At 67.2% G+C, this 18,206-nt stretch carries 16 protein-coding genes; 9 read left to right on the top strand and 7 right to left on the bottom strand.

The window, feature by feature from the left end:
- Together P3W85_RS19255 and P3W85_RS19250 are read right to left on the bottom strand one after the other, a co-directional pair.
- Positions 1-1,273: NAD(P)/FAD-dependent oxidoreductase (locus P3W85_RS19255; protein ID WP_276265963.1), on the bottom strand; the 1,273-nt coding region annotated here is incomplete at its 3' end.
- 52 nt (positions 1,274-1,325) lie between these two features.
- Positions 1,326-2,087 carry a hypothetical protein gene (locus tag P3W85_RS19250; RefSeq protein ID WP_276265962.1) on the bottom strand — a complete coding sequence of 254 codons (762 nt, stop codon included), beginning with the start codon at positions 2,085-2,087 and terminating at the stop codon, positions 1,326-1,328.
- 125 nt (positions 2,088-2,212) lie between these two features.
- Between P3W85_RS19250 and P3W85_RS19245 the strand changes: the two genes are divergently transcribed.
- The gene (locus P3W85_RS19245) at positions 2,213-3,208 is read left to right on the top strand and encodes a LysR family transcriptional regulator (RefSeq protein WP_017228686.1); all 996 of its coding nucleotides are present in this window, start codon (positions 2,213-2,215) and stop codon (positions 3,206-3,208) included.
- Between the two features lie 181 nt (positions 3,209-3,389).
- Here P3W85_RS19245 and P3W85_RS19240 read toward each other — a convergent pair whose 3' ends face one another.
- The 4 genes from P3W85_RS19240 to P3W85_RS19225 all read right to left on the bottom strand — a co-directional run bounded on the left by P3W85_RS19240 (position 3,390) and on the right by P3W85_RS19225 (position 7,587).
- Complete coding sequence (locus P3W85_RS19240; RefSeq protein ID WP_276265961.1) at positions 3,390-4,310, bottom strand: HpcH/HpaI aldolase/citrate lyase family protein; 921 nt, start codon at positions 4,308-4,310, stop codon at positions 3,390-3,392.
- A gap of 45 nt (positions 4,311-4,355) precedes the next feature.
- A complete protein-coding gene (locus tag P3W85_RS19235) occupies positions 4,356-4,982 on the bottom strand; it encodes an RraA family protein (protein WP_276265960.1) in 627 nt (208 codons plus the stop codon).
- A 37-nt stretch (positions 4,983-5,019) separates the two neighbouring features.
- Positions 5,020-6,372, bottom strand: coding sequence for an MFS transporter (locus P3W85_RS19230; protein ID WP_276265959.1), 1,353 nt, complete (start codon positions 6,370-6,372; stop codon positions 5,020-5,022).
- A gap of 477 nt (positions 6,373-6,849) precedes the next feature.
- On the bottom strand, positions 6,850-7,587 hold the full coding sequence (locus P3W85_RS19225) for a FadR/GntR family transcriptional regulator (RefSeq protein WP_276265958.1): 738 nt from the start codon (positions 7,585-7,587) through the stop codon (positions 6,850-6,852).
- Between the two features lie 182 nt (positions 7,588-7,769).
- Between P3W85_RS19225 and P3W85_RS19220 the strand changes: the two genes are divergently transcribed.
- The 8 genes from P3W85_RS19220 (at position 7,770) to P3W85_RS19185 (ending at position 16,986) form a co-directional block, all read left to right on the top strand.
- Positions 7,770-7,916 (top strand): hypothetical protein, encoded by a 147-nt coding sequence (locus tag P3W85_RS19220; RefSeq protein WP_276265957.1) that lies wholly within the window; start codon positions 7,770-7,772, stop codon positions 7,914-7,916.
- 175 nt (positions 7,917-8,091) lie between these two features.
- The gene (gene gabT / locus P3W85_RS19215) at positions 8,092-9,354 is read left to right on the top strand and encodes a 4-aminobutyrate--2-oxoglutarate transaminase (protein ID WP_276265956.1); all 1,263 of its coding nucleotides are present in this window, start codon (positions 8,092-8,094) and stop codon (positions 9,352-9,354) included.
- Positions 9,355-9,464: 110 nt separating this feature from the next.
- On the top strand, positions 9,465-11,240 hold the full coding sequence (locus tag P3W85_RS19210; protein WP_276265955.1) for a thiamine pyrophosphate-binding protein: 1,776 nt from the start codon (positions 9,465-9,467) through the stop codon (positions 11,238-11,240).
- Between the two features lie 2 nt (positions 11,241-11,242).
- Positions 11,243-12,484, top strand: a complete 1,242-nt coding sequence (locus tag P3W85_RS19205) for a Zn-dependent hydrolase (RefSeq protein ID WP_017228694.1) — start codon at positions 11,243-11,245, stop codon at positions 12,482-12,484.
- Between the two features lie 34 nt (positions 12,485-12,518).
- Positions 12,519-14,018: an aldehyde dehydrogenase gene (locus P3W85_RS19200; protein WP_276265954.1), complete on the top strand. Its 1,500-nt coding sequence runs from the start codon at positions 12,519-12,521 to the stop codon at positions 14,016-14,018.
- A gap of 253 nt (positions 14,019-14,271) precedes the next feature.
- Entirely contained in the window at positions 14,272-14,850 is a 579-nt protein-coding gene (locus P3W85_RS19195) for a hypothetical protein (RefSeq protein WP_276265953.1), read from the top strand.
- Between the two features lie 144 nt (positions 14,851-14,994).
- Complete coding sequence (locus P3W85_RS19190) at positions 14,995-15,489, top strand: MarR family winged helix-turn-helix transcriptional regulator (RefSeq protein WP_017228696.1); 495 nt, start codon at positions 14,995-14,997, stop codon at positions 15,487-15,489.
- Positions 15,490-15,582: 93 nt separating this feature from the next.
- A complete protein-coding gene (locus P3W85_RS19185) occupies positions 15,583-16,986 on the top strand; it encodes an amidase (protein WP_276265952.1) in 1,404 nt (467 codons plus the stop codon).
- Positions 16,987-17,047: 61 nt separating this feature from the next.
- Here the strand turns inward: P3W85_RS19185 and P3W85_RS19180 are convergent, their stop codons facing one another.
- Positions 17,048-17,950: a LysR family transcriptional regulator gene (locus P3W85_RS19180; protein WP_276265951.1), complete on the bottom strand. Its 903-nt coding sequence runs from the start codon at positions 17,948-17,950 to the stop codon at positions 17,048-17,050.
- Positions 17,951-18,206 lie beyond the last annotated feature (256 nt).

Here is an 18,206-nt window from a genome sequence, read left to right as displayed (position 1 = left end):
CCAGCCCCTGCGCCAGCGTCATCCCCATCGCCCGTCCCCAGCCGTGGATGGCGAGCACGTGCCGGCGATAGACCGCATGATGGAGCAGGGCGGCAAGCGTCCCTTCGATATGCCAGCCCTCCGCTTTGCCGGGCGCGGCCAGTTTGGCGATGGCGCTGCTTCCCGCCAGGGACACCAGCGAACCATAGTCGCGATACCTGAAGCCCTCCGGCTGCTGGCCCGCGAGTTGCTGCGGCAGGGCTTCGGCCAGGTACAGCGCCTGCTGGCAGGCAACCTGCGCACGGGTCGGGAGTTCGGCGTCGAGGTCATGCGGCCGGCAGCTGGCGCAGTCGCCGATGGCGTAGATATGCTCGTCGCCGACACTCTGCAGCGTGGGCAGCACGCGGATCTGTCCTTTGGCGTTCACCGGAAGCTGGAAGGTGCTCAGCATGTCCGGCGCCGCAATGCCGGCCGCCCACACAACCACATCGGCCTGCATGGGCGGTTGGCCGGCAAACGCCAGGCCGCTTGCGCTGACCGATGTCACCCGCGCGCTGCACTGGACGCGGATGTTCAACCGCGCGAGCTGCTCGCTCACGCGTGCTGCGATCCGGTTGCCCATGCCGGGGAGCACGGCGGGCGAGGCTTCGATCAGGCAAATGTCCACGTCCGTCACGGGGTCGAGCCCGTGGATGCCGTAGCGGTTCAATACGTGCGAGGTTCGGCGCAACTGGGCCGCAAGCTGTACGCCGGTCGCGCCCGCGCCGACGATGGCGACGCGGACTTTCCCTGCGGCGGCCCGTGCCGGGGCGCCTGGCAGCGCGGTCTTGCGGCGCAGGACCGCGTGCACCCGGTCCCGCACTTCTTCCGCGCTGCTGACGCTGTCCAGCGTCAGGGCGTGCTCGCGCGCGCCGGGCACGCCGAAGTATTGCGTGACGCCGCCAACGGCGAGCACCAGCTTGTCGTAGGCAATGGACCGGACCTGTTCGCCCTGGCCGTATCCCGCGCCGGCGGTCGCCACGGCGATGGTCCGGCTGGCGCGATCCACTGCATGCAGTTCGCCTTGCACGAAGCGGAAGTGATGGCGCTCTGCCTGCAGGGCGAACGAGGTGTGGTGGACGACGGGCTCGAGCCTGCCCGCGGCCACTTCATGCAGCAGGGGCTTCCACAGGTGGGTCGGGCTGCGGTCGACCAGGACGATTTCAGCGAGGCCGCGCTTGCCGAGCCGCTTGCCCAGGCGCGTGGCGACCTGTAGCCCGGCGGCGCCGCCGCCGACGATAACGATGGTTTTCATGGGCATCTCCGCAATGGGTATCCGGTTCGTGCTTGCCGTGGTGGCGGGCGAATCAATTCGCCAGCGGCTCGGCCGTGGCGCGGCTTCCATCGGAGGCGTCGGTCGCGCGAGGAGGCTGCGTGGGCACCAATGACTCGAGGGCGTGGAACTCGGGCCAGATCGCCTGCGGCGCGCTGGAAAGCGTCGCCAGGCCAGCGGCCAGGCGTGGCGCCTCGCTGCCCTCCGGCAACACGTTCACCGCATGCATGCCGATGCCCTGCGCGGCGCGCAGGCCGTATTCCGTCGCGGCGGCCAGCAAGGCGCGGTGCGCCGGCACGTCGGCGGTACGCAGGACGAGCCGGTAGAGATCAGCCTCGGTCTCCTGGGCCGACAAGGCGTCGGCGGTGGCTACCACGGAGAAGCGATCCACCCAGTCCGCCCCGAGCGCGCCATCGAGCAATGCGCAGAGCATGCGCGATGACATCGGGGCGACCAGTGCGAGCCGCGCGCCGCCCTGCTCGGCACTGTCCATGAGTCGCAAGGCCTGCCAACGGATGCCGATAGCCTGCCGGGCGCAACGCTCGACAAAGGCTTTCTGGTAAGCACGGTACAAGGCGTCATCCTGTGCCGGCGGGACGCGCCCGTGCCGTGCGTGCAGCCACGCCCGCAGCATCTGGCGGGAGTCGCCGGCCCGTTTCCACATCGCATGGGCTTCGCTGGTCCAACCCGCATCGTCGTAGCATTCCCGCAGCGCCACGTTGATGGCGGCCCTGTGCAGCTCGTCGGTCCTGACAAGCACTTCGTCTACGGTTAGCACCAGCAATTCAAGCGACATTCTCCATCTCCATGTGCACTGCGTTGCGATACGCTCACAGCATTGCGTTTCGGGTGAGGTCACTATAAGGTAGCCCCCTCATATTGAAAAATTGGTTTATAAAACCGACCGATAGGTTTTCTACTATGAATCGCACCACCACTTTCCGGCAGCTGAACGCCATCGATGCGATCGCCCGCCTGGGCGGCGTGTCCCGTGCCGCGGAGGAGTTGCATCTCACCCAGCCGACGGTGTCGCTGCAGCTCAAGCTGCTGGAGGAGGCAACCGGCACCCCGCTGGTGCAGCGCGCTGGCAGGGGGCTGCAGCTCACGCCCGCCGGGGAGGTGATGGCGGACTACGCCGGGCAGATCCTGCGCCTGTGGCGCGATGCCACCGAGGAAGTCACGGCGCTCAAGGGCAGCCTGGCGGGCACGCTGCGCGTGGGCGCCATCACCACGGCGGAGTATCTGCTGCCGTCGATGCTGGTGGCCTTTACCGAGGACCGGCCGGATGTGAAGATCAAGCTCCACGTGGGCAACCGCGAGGAGATCGTGCGGATGCTTGCCATGCACGAGATCGACCTTGCCATCATCGGCCGGCCGCCCTCGGATATCCGCACCCACGCGACGCCGTTCGCCAAGCACCCGATGGCGTTCATCGCGGCGCCGGACCACCCGCTGATGGCGCGCCGCCATGTCACGCTGCAAGACCTGATGCACGAGAACCTGATGGTGCGCGAGCGCGGCTCGGGCACCCGCAATACGGTGGAGCGCCTGTTCAAGGAGGCCGGACTGCGGCTGCCGCTGGGTTCCGAACTCTCCAGCAACGCCGCCATCAAGCGGATGGTGTCCGCCGGCCTTGGCGTGGCGTTCCTGTCGCTGCACGCCTGCACGCTGGAGTTCCAGGCGGGACTGATCGGCTTGCTGCCGTTGCAGAGCAATCCGATCGAGCGCGACTGGTATGTGCTGAACCTGCCCGCCGTGCGCCTGCCGCGCGTCGCACTGGCGTTTCGCGCATTCCTGGTGGAGAACGGCCAGGCGGAGATCAACCGGCAACTGGAAAGCTTCGACGGCATCCTGCGCCGGCTGCACGCCCGCGCCAGGCGCCAGGGCAAGAGCGAGCCCGGCGAGGCGAAGCGGTGATGGCGTTCCGGATGTCGATACCGCCTCTCGCGGCGGCGCTTGCGCTGGCATTGGCGCGGCCCGCGGCCGTGGCCAGTGGTGCGCAACTGGAGTACGAGCCACGGCGGCCGGAGGCCGCTTTCAAGTCCGGGAGCTGGCGGGAGACCGGGTTGGCGCTGGCCTACCCGTTCCCAAGGGGGCCTTAGCCGTGTGCCTTGCCGCTGCCGCCCAGCGCCCACTGCGCGAACTTCGCATGGCGCGACAGCAGGCGGCGCGCGGTGTTGTAGTCCGGCGGATCGATGCGCGGGCCAGCCGTGGGTTTCCCGTCGCGAGCGGCTTCGTAGCCGCGGACGATGTCTTGCGCCCGCACCACTTGCTGTGCGGAAGGGGTCAGCGCGGCGTGGATGTCAACCACCTGCGGCGGGAATACCGTGCATTTCGCCTTCAGCCCGATCCGGCGCGCCCAGGCGAGATCCGCGGCCAGCACCGCCGGATCCTGGTAGTTGCAGGGGCAGTCGATCGGCACGCAGCCCACCGCCACGCAATCGACCAGGAAGCGCGCGCGCAGGTGCTGCAGCTCGATGCCGTCCGGCCCGCGCACGGCATCGAGGTCGGCGCTCAGGTCCTCGGCGGCCAGCAGGCAGGCGCTGACGCGCGTGCTGGCTGACAGGATGGACACGGCGGCGACCACGCCGCGCGCGGACTCCAGCGTGGGCACGATCTCCGTCTGCCCGTGGGGCAGGCCGAGTTCGCGTTCCAGCGCGGTGATTTCCTGGTCCAGCACCTGGATCTGTGCAGCCGTCTCGGTATGCGGCAGGAAGACGGCCGCGGGGCCGCCCGGCAGCACACCGCGCAGGTCGTCCAGCCCGTCGCCATCCAGCTTGTTGATGCGCACGGCGCCGACGATGCCGCGTGCCCAGCATTGCGCCATCAGCGCGACTATCCGCGCGCGTGCCGCCGGACGGTCCGCGGGGCAGGTGAATTCTTCCAGGTCGGCGACCAGCACATCGGGGCCGCTTTCCAGCGCGGCCTGCTGCCGTACCGGGTCCAGCCCGGGCACGAACAGCCAGCTGCGCCTGAGTTCCGCCGGACGTCTTGTCATGGTTCGGGGGTGAGCGCTCATGGCGTTTTCTCTTTCTCCATAGGGGGCGCAAGGCAGCGGCGGGCCTCAATGGCCCTGGAACAGCACCGTGGCGGCGGGTTCGCCTGCTTGCAGCCGGGCCAGGATCGCCGGCTCGGCCTCATCGGATGCGAGCGCCTGGCCGACGATGCCGGCGGCGATCTCCGGCGCCAGGAACAGCACGCCGTTATCGTCCGCCAGCACGATGTCGCCCGCGTTGACAGTGACGCCACCGCAGACTACCGGCTCGCCGATGGCGCTGCCGCCTTCGTCGATCCGCTTGGTGGTGAGCACGCTGGTGCCCCGCGCGAAAACGGGCATGCCCATGGTGCGCAGTTCCAGGATATCCGTCACCACGCCGTCGACCACGATCCCCCTGGCGCCCGCGCACAAGGCCGCGGTGGCGGTGACCGCGCCGACGGGCGCATGGGCGTGGTCGCCGCAGGCATCGATCACCAGCACGTCGCCGGCCGCGAGGCGGGCCAGCACCCGGTTTACGGCAATGGCGTTGGGCGTGGCCAGCCGCAAGGTGACGGCCCGGCCCACGACCTTCACGTTGGGAACGAGCGCGCGAATCACGTGGCTGGCAAAGCCGTTTTCGAGGAAGTGCCCCAGCGTGGGGAAACTCACGCGTTCAAGCCGGCTCAGCAGGGCGGCGTCGATATGGTTTTGCATGATCGGTTTTGCGTAATGGCGAAGTCGTCCCGGCGGCTCAGGACAGCGATGTCCTGGCGTCTCCCGCGGAGCTTGCCGAGCGGGCATCCTTGCGCAGCGTTTCGGCCAGCAGCAGCAGGGCAATGGCGGAAAGCAGCGCCGAGCCGATCATGTACCAGGCCACCGAGGAGCCGCGGCCGGTGGCGGACAGCAGCGCGGTGGTGATGATCGGCGTGGCGGCGCTGCCCAGCAGCCCGGAGAGCATGTAGCTGATCGACAGGCCCGAGTAGCGCACCTTGGTGCCGAACAGCTCGGCCAGGAAGGTGGCAATGGGGCCGTAGTTCGCGGCAAAAGCGCTCATCATCAGCAGGTAGCCGAGCAGGGCGAAGGCAAACATCCTGGTGTCCAGCAGCCAGAACAGCGGGAAGGCGAGCAGTGCCTCGGCGATGATGCCGCCGACGATGACGGGCTTGCGGCCAACCTTGTCCGACAGCAGGCCGAACAGCGGCAGCAGCACGATGCACAGCGCGCAGGAAATCAGCGCGATCGTCAGCATCTGGTTGCGCGAGAAGCCGAGCGTCTGGGTGCCGTAGGTTAGGCCGAACGCCACGATCAGGTTGAAGGCGGTACCGGTGGACATCGTTGCGATGCCGCCCAGCAGCACCTGCTTCCACGATTTCGTCAGCACCTCCGCCAGGGGAATCTTCACCTGCGCGGCGGTGGCCTTGACCTTGCTGAACGACGGCGTTTCCGACGTATTCAGGCGGATGTACATGCCCACGCCGACCAGCAGGACGCTGGCCAGGAAAGGGATGCGCCAGCCCCAGGACAGCAGCGCTTCATTGGACATCATCGCATTGCTGAACAGGAACGCCAGGTTGGCGATCAACGTGCCGGCGGGAACGCCGATCTGCACCCACGATCCATAGAGGCCGCGCCGGTTGGCCGGCGCGTGTTCCACCGCCATCAGCACAGCGCCGCCCCACTCCCCGCCAAGCGCGAGGCCCTGAATGACGCGCAGGGTCAGCAGCAGGATAGGAGCCCAGATGCCGATCGACGCATAGTTCGGCAGCAGGCCGATGGCGAAGGTGGCCGAGCCCATCATGATGAGCGACACCAGCAGCATGGATTTGCGGCCGACCTTGTCGCCGAAGTGGCCGAACAGCGCGGCGCCGACCATGCGGGCGAGATAGGCGGAGGCAAAGGTGCCGAAGGCGAGCAGGGTCCCGGTCAGGGGATCGAAGGACGGGAAGAACACCTTGTTGAACACCAGGGCCGAAGCCGTGGCGAAGATAAACAGGTCATACCACTCGACCGTAGTGCCGATGACACTGGCGGCGGCGATCTTCCGCATGCTGCGGGGCGGCTGGCCTGTTTCCGGCGTATTGGCGGGGGTGTGATCGGGATTCATGGGCTTTCCAGGGGCGCGATCCGGATACCGGATCGGGGGTTAAAACAGGGGCGGTCAGGCCATCGTGGCGGCCAGTTTGCAAATCAGAGTTCGGGTGGTCCGGCCAATAAATGGTACGAGATACGAATTCTAAAGGAAATTGGTAGTTATTCTAGGTCTGATGGATGGGTGGTCCGGCCAAATGTGGCAAAATTTGGCGCACCACAATGCCTTGAGCAAACCTCATGCCATCGAAAAGGGGATATATCGGCACGTCTTGCGCGGGGCAATGCGCGGGAGCGGTGCGGATGTGCGTGGCTGTGGCGGTTGGAGTGCCGCTGTTCCTGCACCTGGATGGTGCGCGGGGGGGCTATGGATGGCGATGGCCGCGAATCGCGCGGGCGATCCCGCGCGCCATGAATGGCCGGGCTGCGCACGTTGACGACGCGGCCGGCCTGGCGCCGCAGGCAGCGCGGGCCAGTGTGCCTGGTTTCCTGGCTACTGGGAGATGTCTTCGGACAGCCGCGCCACGATGGCCAGCAGGTGGAAAGCCATGGCGTGGCGCGCCCGGATGGGATCCCGGGCCACGATGGCGGCAACGATGCGGTCGTGCTCGCCCACCGCGGAGCGCCAGGCCGACGCATCGACGAAGTGCTTGTCCAGGCGCTTGTACAGCGGGCTGGCCTCGCACAGATCCCATACATGGGTGACCACCGACGCCAGGGCGGCATTGCCGCAGGCGGCGGCGATGGCCTCATGGAGCGCGCGGTCGCTGGAGAAATCGCCAGCCTGGGGCGAATGATCCGGCTTCATCCGCCGGTGCGCTTCCTCGATGGCGCCGATCTGCTCCGGCGTGCCGTGCCGGGCCGCCAGGGCAGCGCATTCCGGCTCGAAGAGCGTTCTTGTCTCCAGCAGTTCAAAGGGGCTGGCTTCGAGCGCGGCGGCAAGGGTGTTGTCGGCGGGGGCTTCTGGCTCGCTCTCGTCGGCGCGGCCGTTTTCCCTGGGCTCCACCACGAACACGCCGCTGCCGACGCGCACTTCTATGTAGCCGCCGATCTCAAGGGCGATCAGGGCTTCGCGCAGCGTCGAGCGCGCCACGTTGAGCTGCTCGGCGAGCTCGCGTTCGGCCGGCAGGCGCTCGCCCGGCGCAAATTCGCCGGCGCGGATCTTGTTGGCGATCTGGTCCGCGATCAGCCGGTAGAGGCGTTGCGCCGATACTGCTTGAAGTGACGACATGGGATGGAGGCTGCTGCAAATTGACTGGTGGTCAGATCAATACAGCAAAACCCCGTCGCAATTCAAGGGCCTGGCCGGGCGTTTCGTCATTTGGATGGGATATGGGACGGATGGTCCGGCCGATTCCATGCGGCTACGCGGTGCCGTTGGCAGCGCTTCGGGGCGCGGATTTGAGAGGGGACGTGGAGGATGTCGCCAAAATTGGACTGACCACCAGTCAAATAAGCAAAAATATTTGGCAGTTTTTCGGCAAAACCCATAGAATTGGTCCGGCCACCAGTTGTTTGGTCAGCATCATGGCAGGAAAAGCCAATGTAAGGGCGCTTTGAGTGAGGTGCGCCTTCCCGGACGGCGAGCCGATGCGAGCCGGCCTGGGGGCCGAGCAAAGCCATGGCGATGCCGGGCGGGCCGTGAACACGCTGGCCATCCGGCTACGGCACAACGCGGCAGCAAGGGGCCAAGACCCCGACAGACAACCACAACCCGGATTCAATGGAGCAAGACATGAAGAACGCAGACCTGGTACGCCGCAAAGATGCCGCCACCCCCCGTGGCGTTGGCGTGATGTGCAACTTCTATGCCGAGCGCGCCGAGAACGCGGAGTTGTGGGATGTCGAAGGCAACCGCTATATCGACTTCGCCGCTGGCATTGCCGTGCTCAATACCGGTCACCGCCATCCGCGCCTGGTGCAGGCCATGCAGGAACAGATGGCGCGCTTTACCCATACCGCCTACCAGATCGTCCCCTACGCCAGCTATATCGAGCTGGCCGAGAAGATCAATGTCCGCGCGCCGGGCGCGTTCGCCAAGAAGACCGCCTTCTTCACCACTGGCGCCGAGGCCGTCGAGAACGCCGTCAAGATCGCCCGTGCCGCGACCGGCCGCCCCGGCGTGATCGCCTTCGCCGGCGGCTTCCATGGCCGCACCATGATGGGCATGGCACTGACCGGCAAGGTCGTGCCATACAAGGTCGGGTTCGGGCCGTTCCCCTCCGACGTGTTCCACGCGCCGTATCCGTACGGCCTGCATGGCGTGAGCGTGCAGGATTCGATCGATGCGCTGCAGCAGTTGTTCAAGACGGAGATCGATCCGAAGCGCGTTGCCGCCATCATCTTCGAGCCGGTGCAGGGCGAGGGCGGTTTCAACGTGGCGCCCGCGGAGTTCGTGCGCGCCCTGCGCGCCATCTGCGACGAGCACGGCATCCTGCTGATCGCCGACGAGGTGCAGACCGGCTTCGGCCGCACCGGCAAGCTGTTCGCCATGGAGCACTATGACGTGGTGCCCGACCTGACCACCATGGCCAAGAGCCTGGCCGGGGGCATGCCGCTATCGGCGGTTTGCGGGCGCGCCGAGGTCATGGACGCCCCGGCCCCCGGCGGTCTGGGCGGTACCTATTCCGGCAACCCGCTGGCTGTGGCCAGCGCGCTGGCTGTCCTGGATGTGCTGGAAAGCGAAAAGCTGATCGAGCGCGGCGCCGCGCTCGGCCGCCGGCTGCAGGACAAGCTCGATGGATTGAGGTCGCGCGTGCCGGAGATCGGCGAAGTGCGCGGCGTGGGCGCGATGATTGCCGTGGAGTTCCGCAAGGCCGACGGCAGTCCCGACCCGGACTTTACGAAACAAGTGCAATCCCGTGCCCTGGAGAAGGGTTTGCTGCTGCTTTCCTGCGGCGTGTACGGCAACGTCATTCGTTTCCTGTTCCCGCTGACCATCTCCGACGCGGTGATGGACGAGGGCCTCGGCATCCTGGCAGGCGCATTGCTTCGGTAGCCGGATCGCGACATAGAGAATCGCCTGCAGACAACCCCATCCGCCGCCAGGCTGCCGCGATCATCGCGGCGGCCTGGCCAGCAAACGAATCAAGCAACGGAACCCACGACATGAGCAATCAATCGCCCCGCGCATTGCCCGCGCCGCCAGAGCGCAACGGCGGTCAGATCCTGATCGACCAACTGATTATCCAGGGCGTGAAGCGCGTCTTCCTGGTGCCCGGCGAGAGCTACCTGCCTTGCATCGATGCGCTGTACGATCACCAGGACAAGATCCAGCCCATCGTATGCCGGCAGGAGAGCGGCGCCGGCTATATGGCCGAAGCGCAGGGCAAGCTGACCGGCGAGCCCGGCATCTGCTTCGTCACGCGCGGCCCAGGTGCGACCAACGCCAGCATCGCCGTGCATACCGCGTACCAGGATTCCACGCCCATGATCCTGTTCGTCGGCCAGGTCGGCAACGACTTCTACGAGCGCGAAGCATTCCAGGAGGTCGACTACCGCCGCATGTTCGGCGAGATGACCAAATGGGTGGCGCAGATCGACCGCACCGAGCGCATCCCCGAGTTCATCGCGCGCGCGTTCGCGGTGGCCGCCAGCGGCCGGCCCGGCCCGGTCGTGCTGGCGCTGCCCGAGGACACGCTGTGGGGCAAGGCCAGGGTGGCCGACGTGCCGCGCTACCGCCGCGCGTACAGCGCGCCGACGCCGGGCGCCATGGATGCGCTGGCCCAGTTGATCGAGGGCGCCGAGCGCCCGTTCCTGCTGATCGGCGGCTCCGGCTGGACGCCGGAAGCCACCCGGCAGATGGAAGGCTTCGCCGAGCGCTTCGCGCTGCCGGTCGGGGTGGCCTGGCGCCGCCTGGAGTGCTTCGACAACCATCATCCCAATTTTGCCGGCCATGTGGGCTGGGCCATGCCGGACTCCCTGCGCAGGCGCGTGCAGGAGAGCGACCTGCTGATCGCGGTCGGTACGCGCATGGGCGAGGCAACCAGCGAGGGCTACACGGTCGTGGAAAGCCCGCTGCCCAGGCAGCGCCTGGTCCACGTGTACCCCGATGCGAACGAGCTTGGCCGCGTGTTCCACCCGACGCTGCCCATCGCCGCCGATGTCGTTTCGTTCGCCGCCGCCGTCAGCACGCTTTCGCCCTCCGGCTCCCGGGGCGCGCGCAACGCCGGCCACGAAGCCCACCAGGCGTACCTGTCCGAGCAGGAGCCCAAGGCAGCGCCGGGCGCGCTGAACCTGAATGTGGCCGCGTGCCACGTCCGCGACAACGTGCCCGAGGACACCTGCATCACCGTGGGTGCCGGCAACTACGCGCTGTACCCGCATGCCTACTACCGCTTCAAGGGCGTCGGCACCAGCCTGGCGCCCACCGTCGGGTCGATGGGCTACGGCCTGCCCGCGGCGATTGCCGCCAAGCTGGAGAATCCCGGGCGCACCGTGATCTGCTATGCGGGCGACGGCTGCTTCCAGATGAACCTGCAAGAGCTTGGCGTGGCCATGCAGTACCGGGCCGGCATCGTCGTGCTGGTATTCAACAACGGCATCTGGGGCACCATCCGCGCGCACCAGGAGCGCGAGTTCCCCGGCCGCACCGTTGCCCTCGGCTTCGACAATCCGGAATTCAGCGAGTTGATCCGCGCCTATCGCGGCTACGGCGAAGTCGTTTCCAGCGATGCCGAATTCGGCCCCGCGTTTGCGCGGGCGCTTGCGTTCGCCGACAGCCGGCAACTGCCGGCCCTGCTGGAGCTGCGCTACGACGCCGACGGCATCGCGCCGGGCATGACCCTGTCGCAGATCCGTTCCGAAGCATTCGCCCGGCAGGCCGGGGCAAAGTCACCACACGGCGCAACCGCTGCGCCGGTTCCGCATGCGCAAGGAGATTAGAGATGAATACGCTGGCAATCAATGGCGACCGGCTGTGGCAATCGTTGATGGATCTCGCGGCGATCGGCGCCACGCCCAAGGGCGGCAACGCGCGCCTGGCGCTGACCGCGCTGGATGGCCAGGGCCGCGACCTGGTCACCGGCTGGATGCGGGAAGCCGGGCTGAGCGTGACCGTCGACAAGGTCGGTAACATCTTTGGCCGCAGGGCAGGGCGCAACGACGCGCTCGCGCCGGTCATGACCGGCAGCCATATCGACACGCAGCCCACCGGCGGCAAGTTCGACGGCTGCTATGGCGTGCTGGCGGGGCTCGAGGTCATGCGTACCCTCAATGACCACGGCGTCACCACCGAAGCGCCGCTGGAAGTGGCGATCTGGACCAATGAAGAAGGCTCGCGCTTCGTCCCGGTGATGATGGGTTCCGGCGTGTTTGCCGGGGTCTTCCCGCTGGAGACTGCGCTGTCCGCCACCGACACCGAGGGCAAGCGCGTGGCGGATGAACTGGCGGCCATCGGCTATGCCGGCGATGCCGAGGTCGGCCGCGGGATCGGCGCGTACTTCGAGGCCCATATCGAACAGGGGCCGGTGCTCGAAGCGCAGGACAACGTGATCGGCGTGGTGACCGGGTCGCTCGGCCTGCGCTGGTATGACGTCACCGTGACGGGCATGGAGGCGCATGCCGGCCCTACGCCGATGCCGCTGCGCAAGGATGCCCTCTACGGCGCCACCTTCCTGATGCAGGAAGTCATCCGGATCGCCCATGACTTCGCGCCGCACGGACGCGGCACCGTGGGGGTGGTCAATGTGCATCCGTCGTCGCGCAATGTCATCCCGGGGGCGGTCAAGTTCACGGTCGACCTGCGCCACCTGGATCCGGAGCGGTTGGCGGAAATGGACGCGCGCCTGCGCGCCGCCTGCGCGGCGCTGGCCGGCGGCACGACCACCGGCACGGCGCTGGATGTCGTCGTGGAGGATGTGCAGTACTTCGCGCCGACGCCGTTTGCGCCCGAACTGATCCGCCACGTGCGCGAGGAAGCCATGGCGCGCGGCTATACGCACCAGGACATCGTGACCGGCGCGGGCCATGATGCCGTCTATATCGCGGGCATCGCACGGACCGCGATGATCTTCGTGCCGTGCAAGGACGGCATCAGCCACAACGAGATCGAAGACGCCAAACCGGAGCACCTCGAGGCTGGTGCCAACGTGCTGCTGGGCGCCATGGTTGCGCAGGCCAACGCCTGAGCGTGCCGGACACAATGAAAACCAGGAAACTACGATGAGCGATTTACGAGATCTCGCCTACTGGCGCAGGCAGGCGGAAGTCGTGCCGGTTCGTGCGCAGGCATATATCGATGGCCGCTGGAGCGACGCCGCCGACGGCGCCACCTTCGAGACCGTCAACCCGGCAACGGGTAAGGTGCTGGCGCGCGTGGCGGCTTGCGGCGCCGCCGACGTCGACCGTGCCGTGGCCGCGGCGCGCAAGGCGTTCCAGTCGGGCGTCTGGTCGGAAATGCCGCGCAGCGCCCGCAAGGCCGTGCTGGTCAGGCTGTCGCAACTGATCGACGCGCACCGCGAGGAACTGGCGCTGCTGGAAACGCTCGACATGGGCAAGCCGATCGCCGAAACGCTGCAATACGACATTCCCGAGGCCGGCCGCACCTACGCCTGGTACGGCGAAGCCATCGACAAGATCTATGACGAGATCGCGCCGACCGGCCCCGGTGTGCTGGCAACGATCACGCGCGAGCCGCTGGGCGTGGTGGCCGCGGTGGTGCCCTGGAACTATCCGCTGCTGATGGCCAGCTGGAAGGTGGCGCCGGCGCTGGCGGCGGGCAACAGCGTGGTGCTGAAGCCTGCCGAGCAAGCGCCGCTCACCGCGCTGCGGCTGGCGGAACTTGCCGAGCAGGCCGGCATTCCGGCGGGCGTCCTCAACGTGGTGCCGGGCCTGGGCGCTGCCGCCGGGCAGGCGCTGGGCCGCCATCCGGACGTGGACTGCATTGCCTTTACCGGGTCCACCGCGACCGGCAAGCGGTTCATGGAGTATTCCGGCCAGTCCAACCTCAAGCGGGTCTGGCTGGAGTGCGGCGGCAAGTCGCCGCATATCGTCTTCGACGATTGCCCCGACCTGGACCGTGCCGCGCAGGCGGCGGCCATCGGCATCTTCAGCAACCAGGGCGAGATCTGCATTGCCGGCTCGCGGCTCTACGTGCAGAGCGGCATCTATGACGCGTTCATGGAGAAGCTGGAAGCGCATGCCGCACGGATGCAGCCGGGCGACCCGCTGGACCCCGCCACCGCCATGGGCGCCATCGTCGACGGCGCGCAGCTGCAGCGCGTGATGTCCTACGTGAAAAGCGGCGAGGACGAAGGCGCCCGCCTGCGCGCGGGCGGCAGGCGCGCGCACGCGGACAGCGGCGGCTTCTATATGCAGCCGACCATCTTCGAGTGCCCGACGCAGTCGCTTACCATCGTGCGCGAGGAAATCTTCGGCCCGGTGCTGGCGGTGACCCGCTTCGAGACGGAAGACGAGGCCATCCGCATGGCCAACGATTCGCCCTATGGCCTGGGTTCGGGGCTGTGGACCGCCAGCCTGGCGCGCGCGCATCGCGTTTCGCGCAAGCTGCAGGCGGGGCTGGTATGGGTCAACTGCTATATGGACAGCGACGTGACGGTGCCGTTTGGCGGCGTCAAGCAGTCCGGTTCGGGACGGGACAAGTCCTTGCACGCGCTGGACAAGTACACGGACCTGAAGACGACCTGGATCAGCCTGGCGTGACGATCCACGACGAGGATCGGCGAACATCGCCGTAGCAGGCTACAACCGAGAGCCGGCAGCCTTCATGCGAAGCGTTGCCGCCACCGGCCGGAAGCGACGCTGCCGCAACGCAGCTTGCTCCGGCTTTTTTATTCACCGGTTTCCGGCGCATTGCGTATCGCCGGCTCTCGCCAGGGAGAATCTACAGGGACCCATCCGCTATCATGCCGGGCTTTGTTCCCACGCGCATTCCTGAACGGCAGAGGAGAGAAGGATGAAGAGGCGGAATATGGTGCTGGGCGTGCTGGCGGCGGCGGTCTTCGTGCCAGCGTCGATATTGGCGTTCGTCAAGCCATTGCGGGCGGCGGCGCCTCAGTTCGTGCCGGGCGTGCACTGTGTCGACAGCGGGATCTGCATCGATGACATGAGCCGCCTCGAGCAGGCGCGTACCCTCTACTCGGCGGCGGTCGATGCCACCTCTCGCAAGGTTGGCCCTTTCCACAAGCCGCCAAGCGTTGTCTTCTGCGCGACGAACGCATGCCGCGAGGATTTTGGCCTGGGCAACAGGGCCGCGGCCGCCGTGGCCGACTGGGGTGTCGCCATTGCGCCCCGGGGCTGGAAGCCCTATTTCGTTGTCCACGAGCTGATTCATTTCCGGCAAGCGGAGGAACTCGGGAACATTGCCCTGTTGCGCAAGCCGAAGTGGCTGATCGAAGGCATGGCCTATTCGCTGAGCGATGATCCCCGCCGGCCGTTGACCCAGCCGTTTGAAGATTGGCGAAGCCGGTTCGAAGCATGGAACGCTGCACGGGGGGATGCCGGCTTGTGGCAGGCGGCGGATCGGGTGGAATAGGCGGGGTGGAGCGGCCGGCAAAGGGCTGAGGCATCCCCGGCATCCTCCGGCCCATCTCGGGCTAGGTGTTTGTACTTAGTTGCAACGATCAACTATTGCTAAGAGAATTTATTGTCGATATCGACTAAATTCTCGAAGCCCGCCATGTCCGCCTCCGATCACCCCATCCTCGAATACCTGTCGTTCCGACTCGATCGGCTGAGCGAGCTGAGCAAAGCGGCGGGTTCGAAATACTACGAAGACGAGTTTGGCGTCACGGTGCGTGATCTGCGCGTGCTGCGGCTGGTTGCACTGGAGCCGGGGCTGACCCTGAGCCGGCTCATCGAACTCTCCTTGCTCGAGAAGACGCAGGTGTCGAAGCTCGTCAGCGCGCTGGTGCGGCAAGGGCTCCTGTGCCGGCAGATCGGCGAACTCGACGCCCGGCAGATCAATCTCTTCCTTAGCGCCGAAGGCGAGCGCATGGTGAAGCGGACCTACGAGCGTGGCAACACGCTCGAGAAAGCACTGCTTGCCACGCTGACCGAAGCCGAGCTCAAGACCTTCAACCGCTGCATCGACAAGCTGACGGAGACGCTCGAGCGCCGCGCGCAGGGCGCCGCCGGCGAGCCGGGCAGGGTCGGGCGGAAGCGGGCTGCCTAGTTTCTTCATGCCCCTGGATAGCCACCCATGCGCTATCCGGCCGGGGCTGCCAATCCGGTGCCGGCTGACGCACCTTCACCCAGGGATGACACCATGACAACTGCCCTTAATGAACTGAGCGCCACGACGCTGCTCGACCTCTACGCCAGCAAGGCGTTATCGCCGGTGGAGGTGACGCAAGCCGTGCTGGCCCGCATCGATGCATGGGAGCCGCATATCCATGCGACCTACGCGCTCGACGCGGAGCGCGCGCTGGCGATGGCGCGCGAGTCCGAGGCGCGATGGCTGCGCGGCGCGCCGCAGGGGGCGCTCGACGGCGTGCCGGTGACCATCAAGGAAAACCTTGCCACGCAAGGCGTGCCGACGCCGCTGGGCTGCGCCGCGACCGAGCTGATTCCGGCTGCGAAGGATGCTCCCCCGGCTGCGCGCCTGCGCGAAGCCGGCGCCGTGTTCGTCTGCAAGACCACGATGCCGGACCTCGGCATGCTTGGCGCCGCCATGTCCAGTTTTCACCCGCTGACGCGCAATCCATGGAACCTCGGGCGCAATCCGGGCGGCTCCAGCTCGGGCGCGGCGGCGGCGGCGGCGGCCGGCTATGGCCCGCTGCATGTCGGCACGGACATCGGCGGTTCGGTGCGCGGGCCGGCCAATTTCTGCGGCATCTTCGGTTTCAAGCCTAGTCTTGGCCGTATTCCGATCGATCCGCCTTATACGGGGCGCGCTGCCGGCCCCATGACGCGTACCGTGGCGGATGCCGCGCTGATGATGAACGTGCTGTCCCTGCCTGACGCGCGCGACCATATGAGCCTGCCCTACCAGCCCATCGGGTGGAGCCGGCTGGAGCGCAGCCTCAAGGGCCTGCGCATTGGCCTGTGGCTCGAACTCGACTGCGGCATCCCGGTCGATCCGGCAGTGCGCGAAGCGGTGGCGCAGGCCGCCAGGGCATTCGAAGCGGCCGGCGCGGTGGTCGAACCCATCCGCTCGTGGATCGAGCCGGGCATGCTCGAGGGCGTCGGCGCCTTCTGGTCCATGCGCACGCGCATGGACCTGGCTTCGCTGCCCGAGGCACGGCGCGCCAAGGCGTCTGCCTTCATCCAGTGGGCGGCGCAAAGGAGCGGGGACTTTACCGCCGAGCAGGTCTACAAGGCACAGGCGCAGGGCCTGGCGCTACGCGCGGCGACCGTGGCCGCCACGCGCGATTTCGATTATGTGCTTTCCCCTGTGTTTCCCCAGCCCGCGTTCGGGGCGGAACAGACGCATGTGGCTTACGAGGGCGTCGAGCCCATTCACCAGGCAAGCTTCACCGTCGTCTACAACTTCTCCGAGCAGCCCGCGGCGTCCGTCAACTGCGGATACGCGGCAGATGGCCTGCCGATCGGCCTGCAGATTGCCGGACGGCGCTTCGACGATCTGGGCGTTCTGCAGATGGCGAGGGCCTGGGAGCAGATGCGTCCCGCGCAACGGCCCTGGCCGCAGCTGCCGGCGGCGACAGCCTGAGCGTGCCGGGGCGGCGGGTTGATTCCGCGCGGATTGCTCCGCCGCTGAATCCGAGCGGCCGTCAGGCCGCTGCCTTCCGTACCAGATAATCCACCAGCAGTCTTGCCGCCGGCGACAGGCTCGCCTCGTCGCGCAAGCAGATCGCGAAGCGGCGCTGTGCCCACACCTCCGTGAGCGGGATCGCCTGTACGCCAAGACCGGCGGAAATCGGTTCAACCACCTCGCGGGGCATGATCGCCAGGCCGAGATTGGCGCGCACGCAGCGCAGGGACGCATCGAAGGAGGAGACCACGACCCGGTAGGACATCGGCTTGCCGATGATGGCCGCGGCGCGCGCCAGCATGGTGTGCACCGCGGTCTGCCCGGGCAGACCGATGTGGTCGAATGCAAGGGTCTGCTCGAAGGAACAGCCCGCCTGGCGCGCGAGCGGATGCGAAGGGTGCACGATGGCTGCCAGGGCATCGCCGCGGTAGGGGCGGGTCTGGAATCCTTCGAGATCCGCGGCATCCCAGCAGATACCCAGCGGCGCGGATCCTTCGCGCAATGAGCGGACGAGGTCGCGGCTGAGGCTCTCCTCGACGGTGACGCGGATATCCCGATGCTCGCGCACCTGCAGGAAGCTCGCGATATCGTCGGGCAGCGATTCGGCCATGCACGAGACGGTGGCCAGCAGGCGGACCTGCCCCTTGATGCCGGTGCCGTAGTCGGCCATGTCGCGCTCCACGCGGTCGGCCGCGGCCAGCATGGCGCGCGCGTGCTCAAGCAGGATCTCGCCAGCCGCGGTCGGGATCACCCCGCGCCGGCGCCGCTCGAACAGCGTGGCGCCTACGGTGTCTTCCAGTTGCGCCAGCCGCTTGCTGATGGCCGAAGCCACGATGTGCTGCTGCTCGCCGGCACGCGCCATATTGCGTGTCTCGCAAACCGCGACGAACAGGCGCAGTGAGGTCAGGTCAAGATCGCGCATCGAGATCTTTCAACGTTGAGGGGCGTGGTCAGGGTTTCCGATCTGGAAACTTGGTGCCGCCATCTTAGCGCTTCCTTACTGGTCCCGGAATCCCTGAAGTGGGACCAGACGGGGTGGCAAGACGCTATCCGGAGTCCGCTGCGCCGAATACCGCCAACAGGTCCGGGGCGACTGCACAGGCTTTCCGATCTGGAATGCTAGCGCTTCCTCTTTACCGCTTCAGGCTTGGGTTGGAACGGCATAGAGTGCCAATGAG

It is taken from the genome of Cupriavidus basilensis (genome assembly GCF_029335485.1).
GTDB lineage: Bacteria > Pseudomonadota > Gammaproteobacteria > Burkholderiales > Burkholderiaceae > Cupriavidus > Cupriavidus basilensis_E.
This window is presented reverse-complemented; position numbering and strand designations above follow the sequence as displayed.

What these genes read in the sequence shown, in the direction of transcription:
- P3W85_RS19200 (WP_276265954.1), top strand. Translation starts at nt 12,519, where the DNA reads ATGAGCGATTTACGAGATCTCGCCTACTGGCGCAGGCAGGCGGAAGTC.
- gabT (WP_276265956.1), top strand. Translation starts at nt 8,092, where the DNA reads ATGAAGAACGCAGACCTGGTACGCCGCAAAGATGCCGCCACCCCCCGT.
- P3W85_RS19240 (WP_276265961.1), bottom strand. Translation starts at nt 4,310, where the DNA reads ATGAGCGCTCACCCCCGAACCATGACAAGACGTCCGGCGGAACTCAGG.
- P3W85_RS19225 (WP_276265958.1), bottom strand. Translation starts at nt 7,587, where the DNA reads ATGTCGTCACTTCAAGCAGTATCGGCGCAACGCCTCTACCGGCTGATC.
- P3W85_RS19195 (WP_276265953.1), top strand. Translation starts at nt 14,272, where the DNA reads ATGAAGAGGCGGAATATGGTGCTGGGCGTGCTGGCGGCGGCGGTCTTC.
- P3W85_RS19180 (WP_276265951.1), bottom strand. Translation starts at nt 17,950, where the DNA reads ATGCGCGATCTTGACCTGACCTCACTGCGCCTGTTCGTCGCGGTTTGC.
- P3W85_RS19185 (WP_276265952.1), top strand. Translation starts at nt 15,583, where the DNA reads ATGACAACTGCCCTTAATGAACTGAGCGCCACGACGCTGCTCGACCTC.
- P3W85_RS19205 (WP_017228694.1), top strand. Translation starts at nt 11,243, where the DNA reads ATGAATACGCTGGCAATCAATGGCGACCGGCTGTGGCAATCGTTGATG.
- P3W85_RS19230 (WP_276265959.1), bottom strand. Translation starts at nt 6,372, where the DNA reads ATGAATCCCGATCACACCCCCGCCAATACGCCGGAAACAGGCCAGCCG.
- P3W85_RS19210 (WP_276265955.1), top strand. Translation starts at nt 9,465, where the DNA reads ATGAGCAATCAATCGCCCCGCGCATTGCCCGCGCCGCCAGAGCGCAAC.
- P3W85_RS19245 (WP_017228686.1), top strand. Translation starts at nt 2,213, where the DNA reads ATGAATCGCACCACCACTTTCCGGCAGCTGAACGCCATCGATGCGATC.
- P3W85_RS19190 (WP_017228696.1), top strand. Translation starts at nt 14,995, where the DNA reads ATGTCCGCCTCCGATCACCCCATCCTCGAATACCTGTCGTTCCGACTC.
- P3W85_RS19250 (WP_276265962.1), bottom strand. Translation starts at nt 2,087, where the DNA reads ATGTCGCTTGAATTGCTGGTGCTAACCGTAGACGAAGTGCTTGTCAGG.
- P3W85_RS19235 (WP_276265960.1), bottom strand. Translation starts at nt 4,982, where the DNA reads ATGCAAAACCATATCGACGCCGCCCTGCTGAGCCGGCTTGAACGCGTG.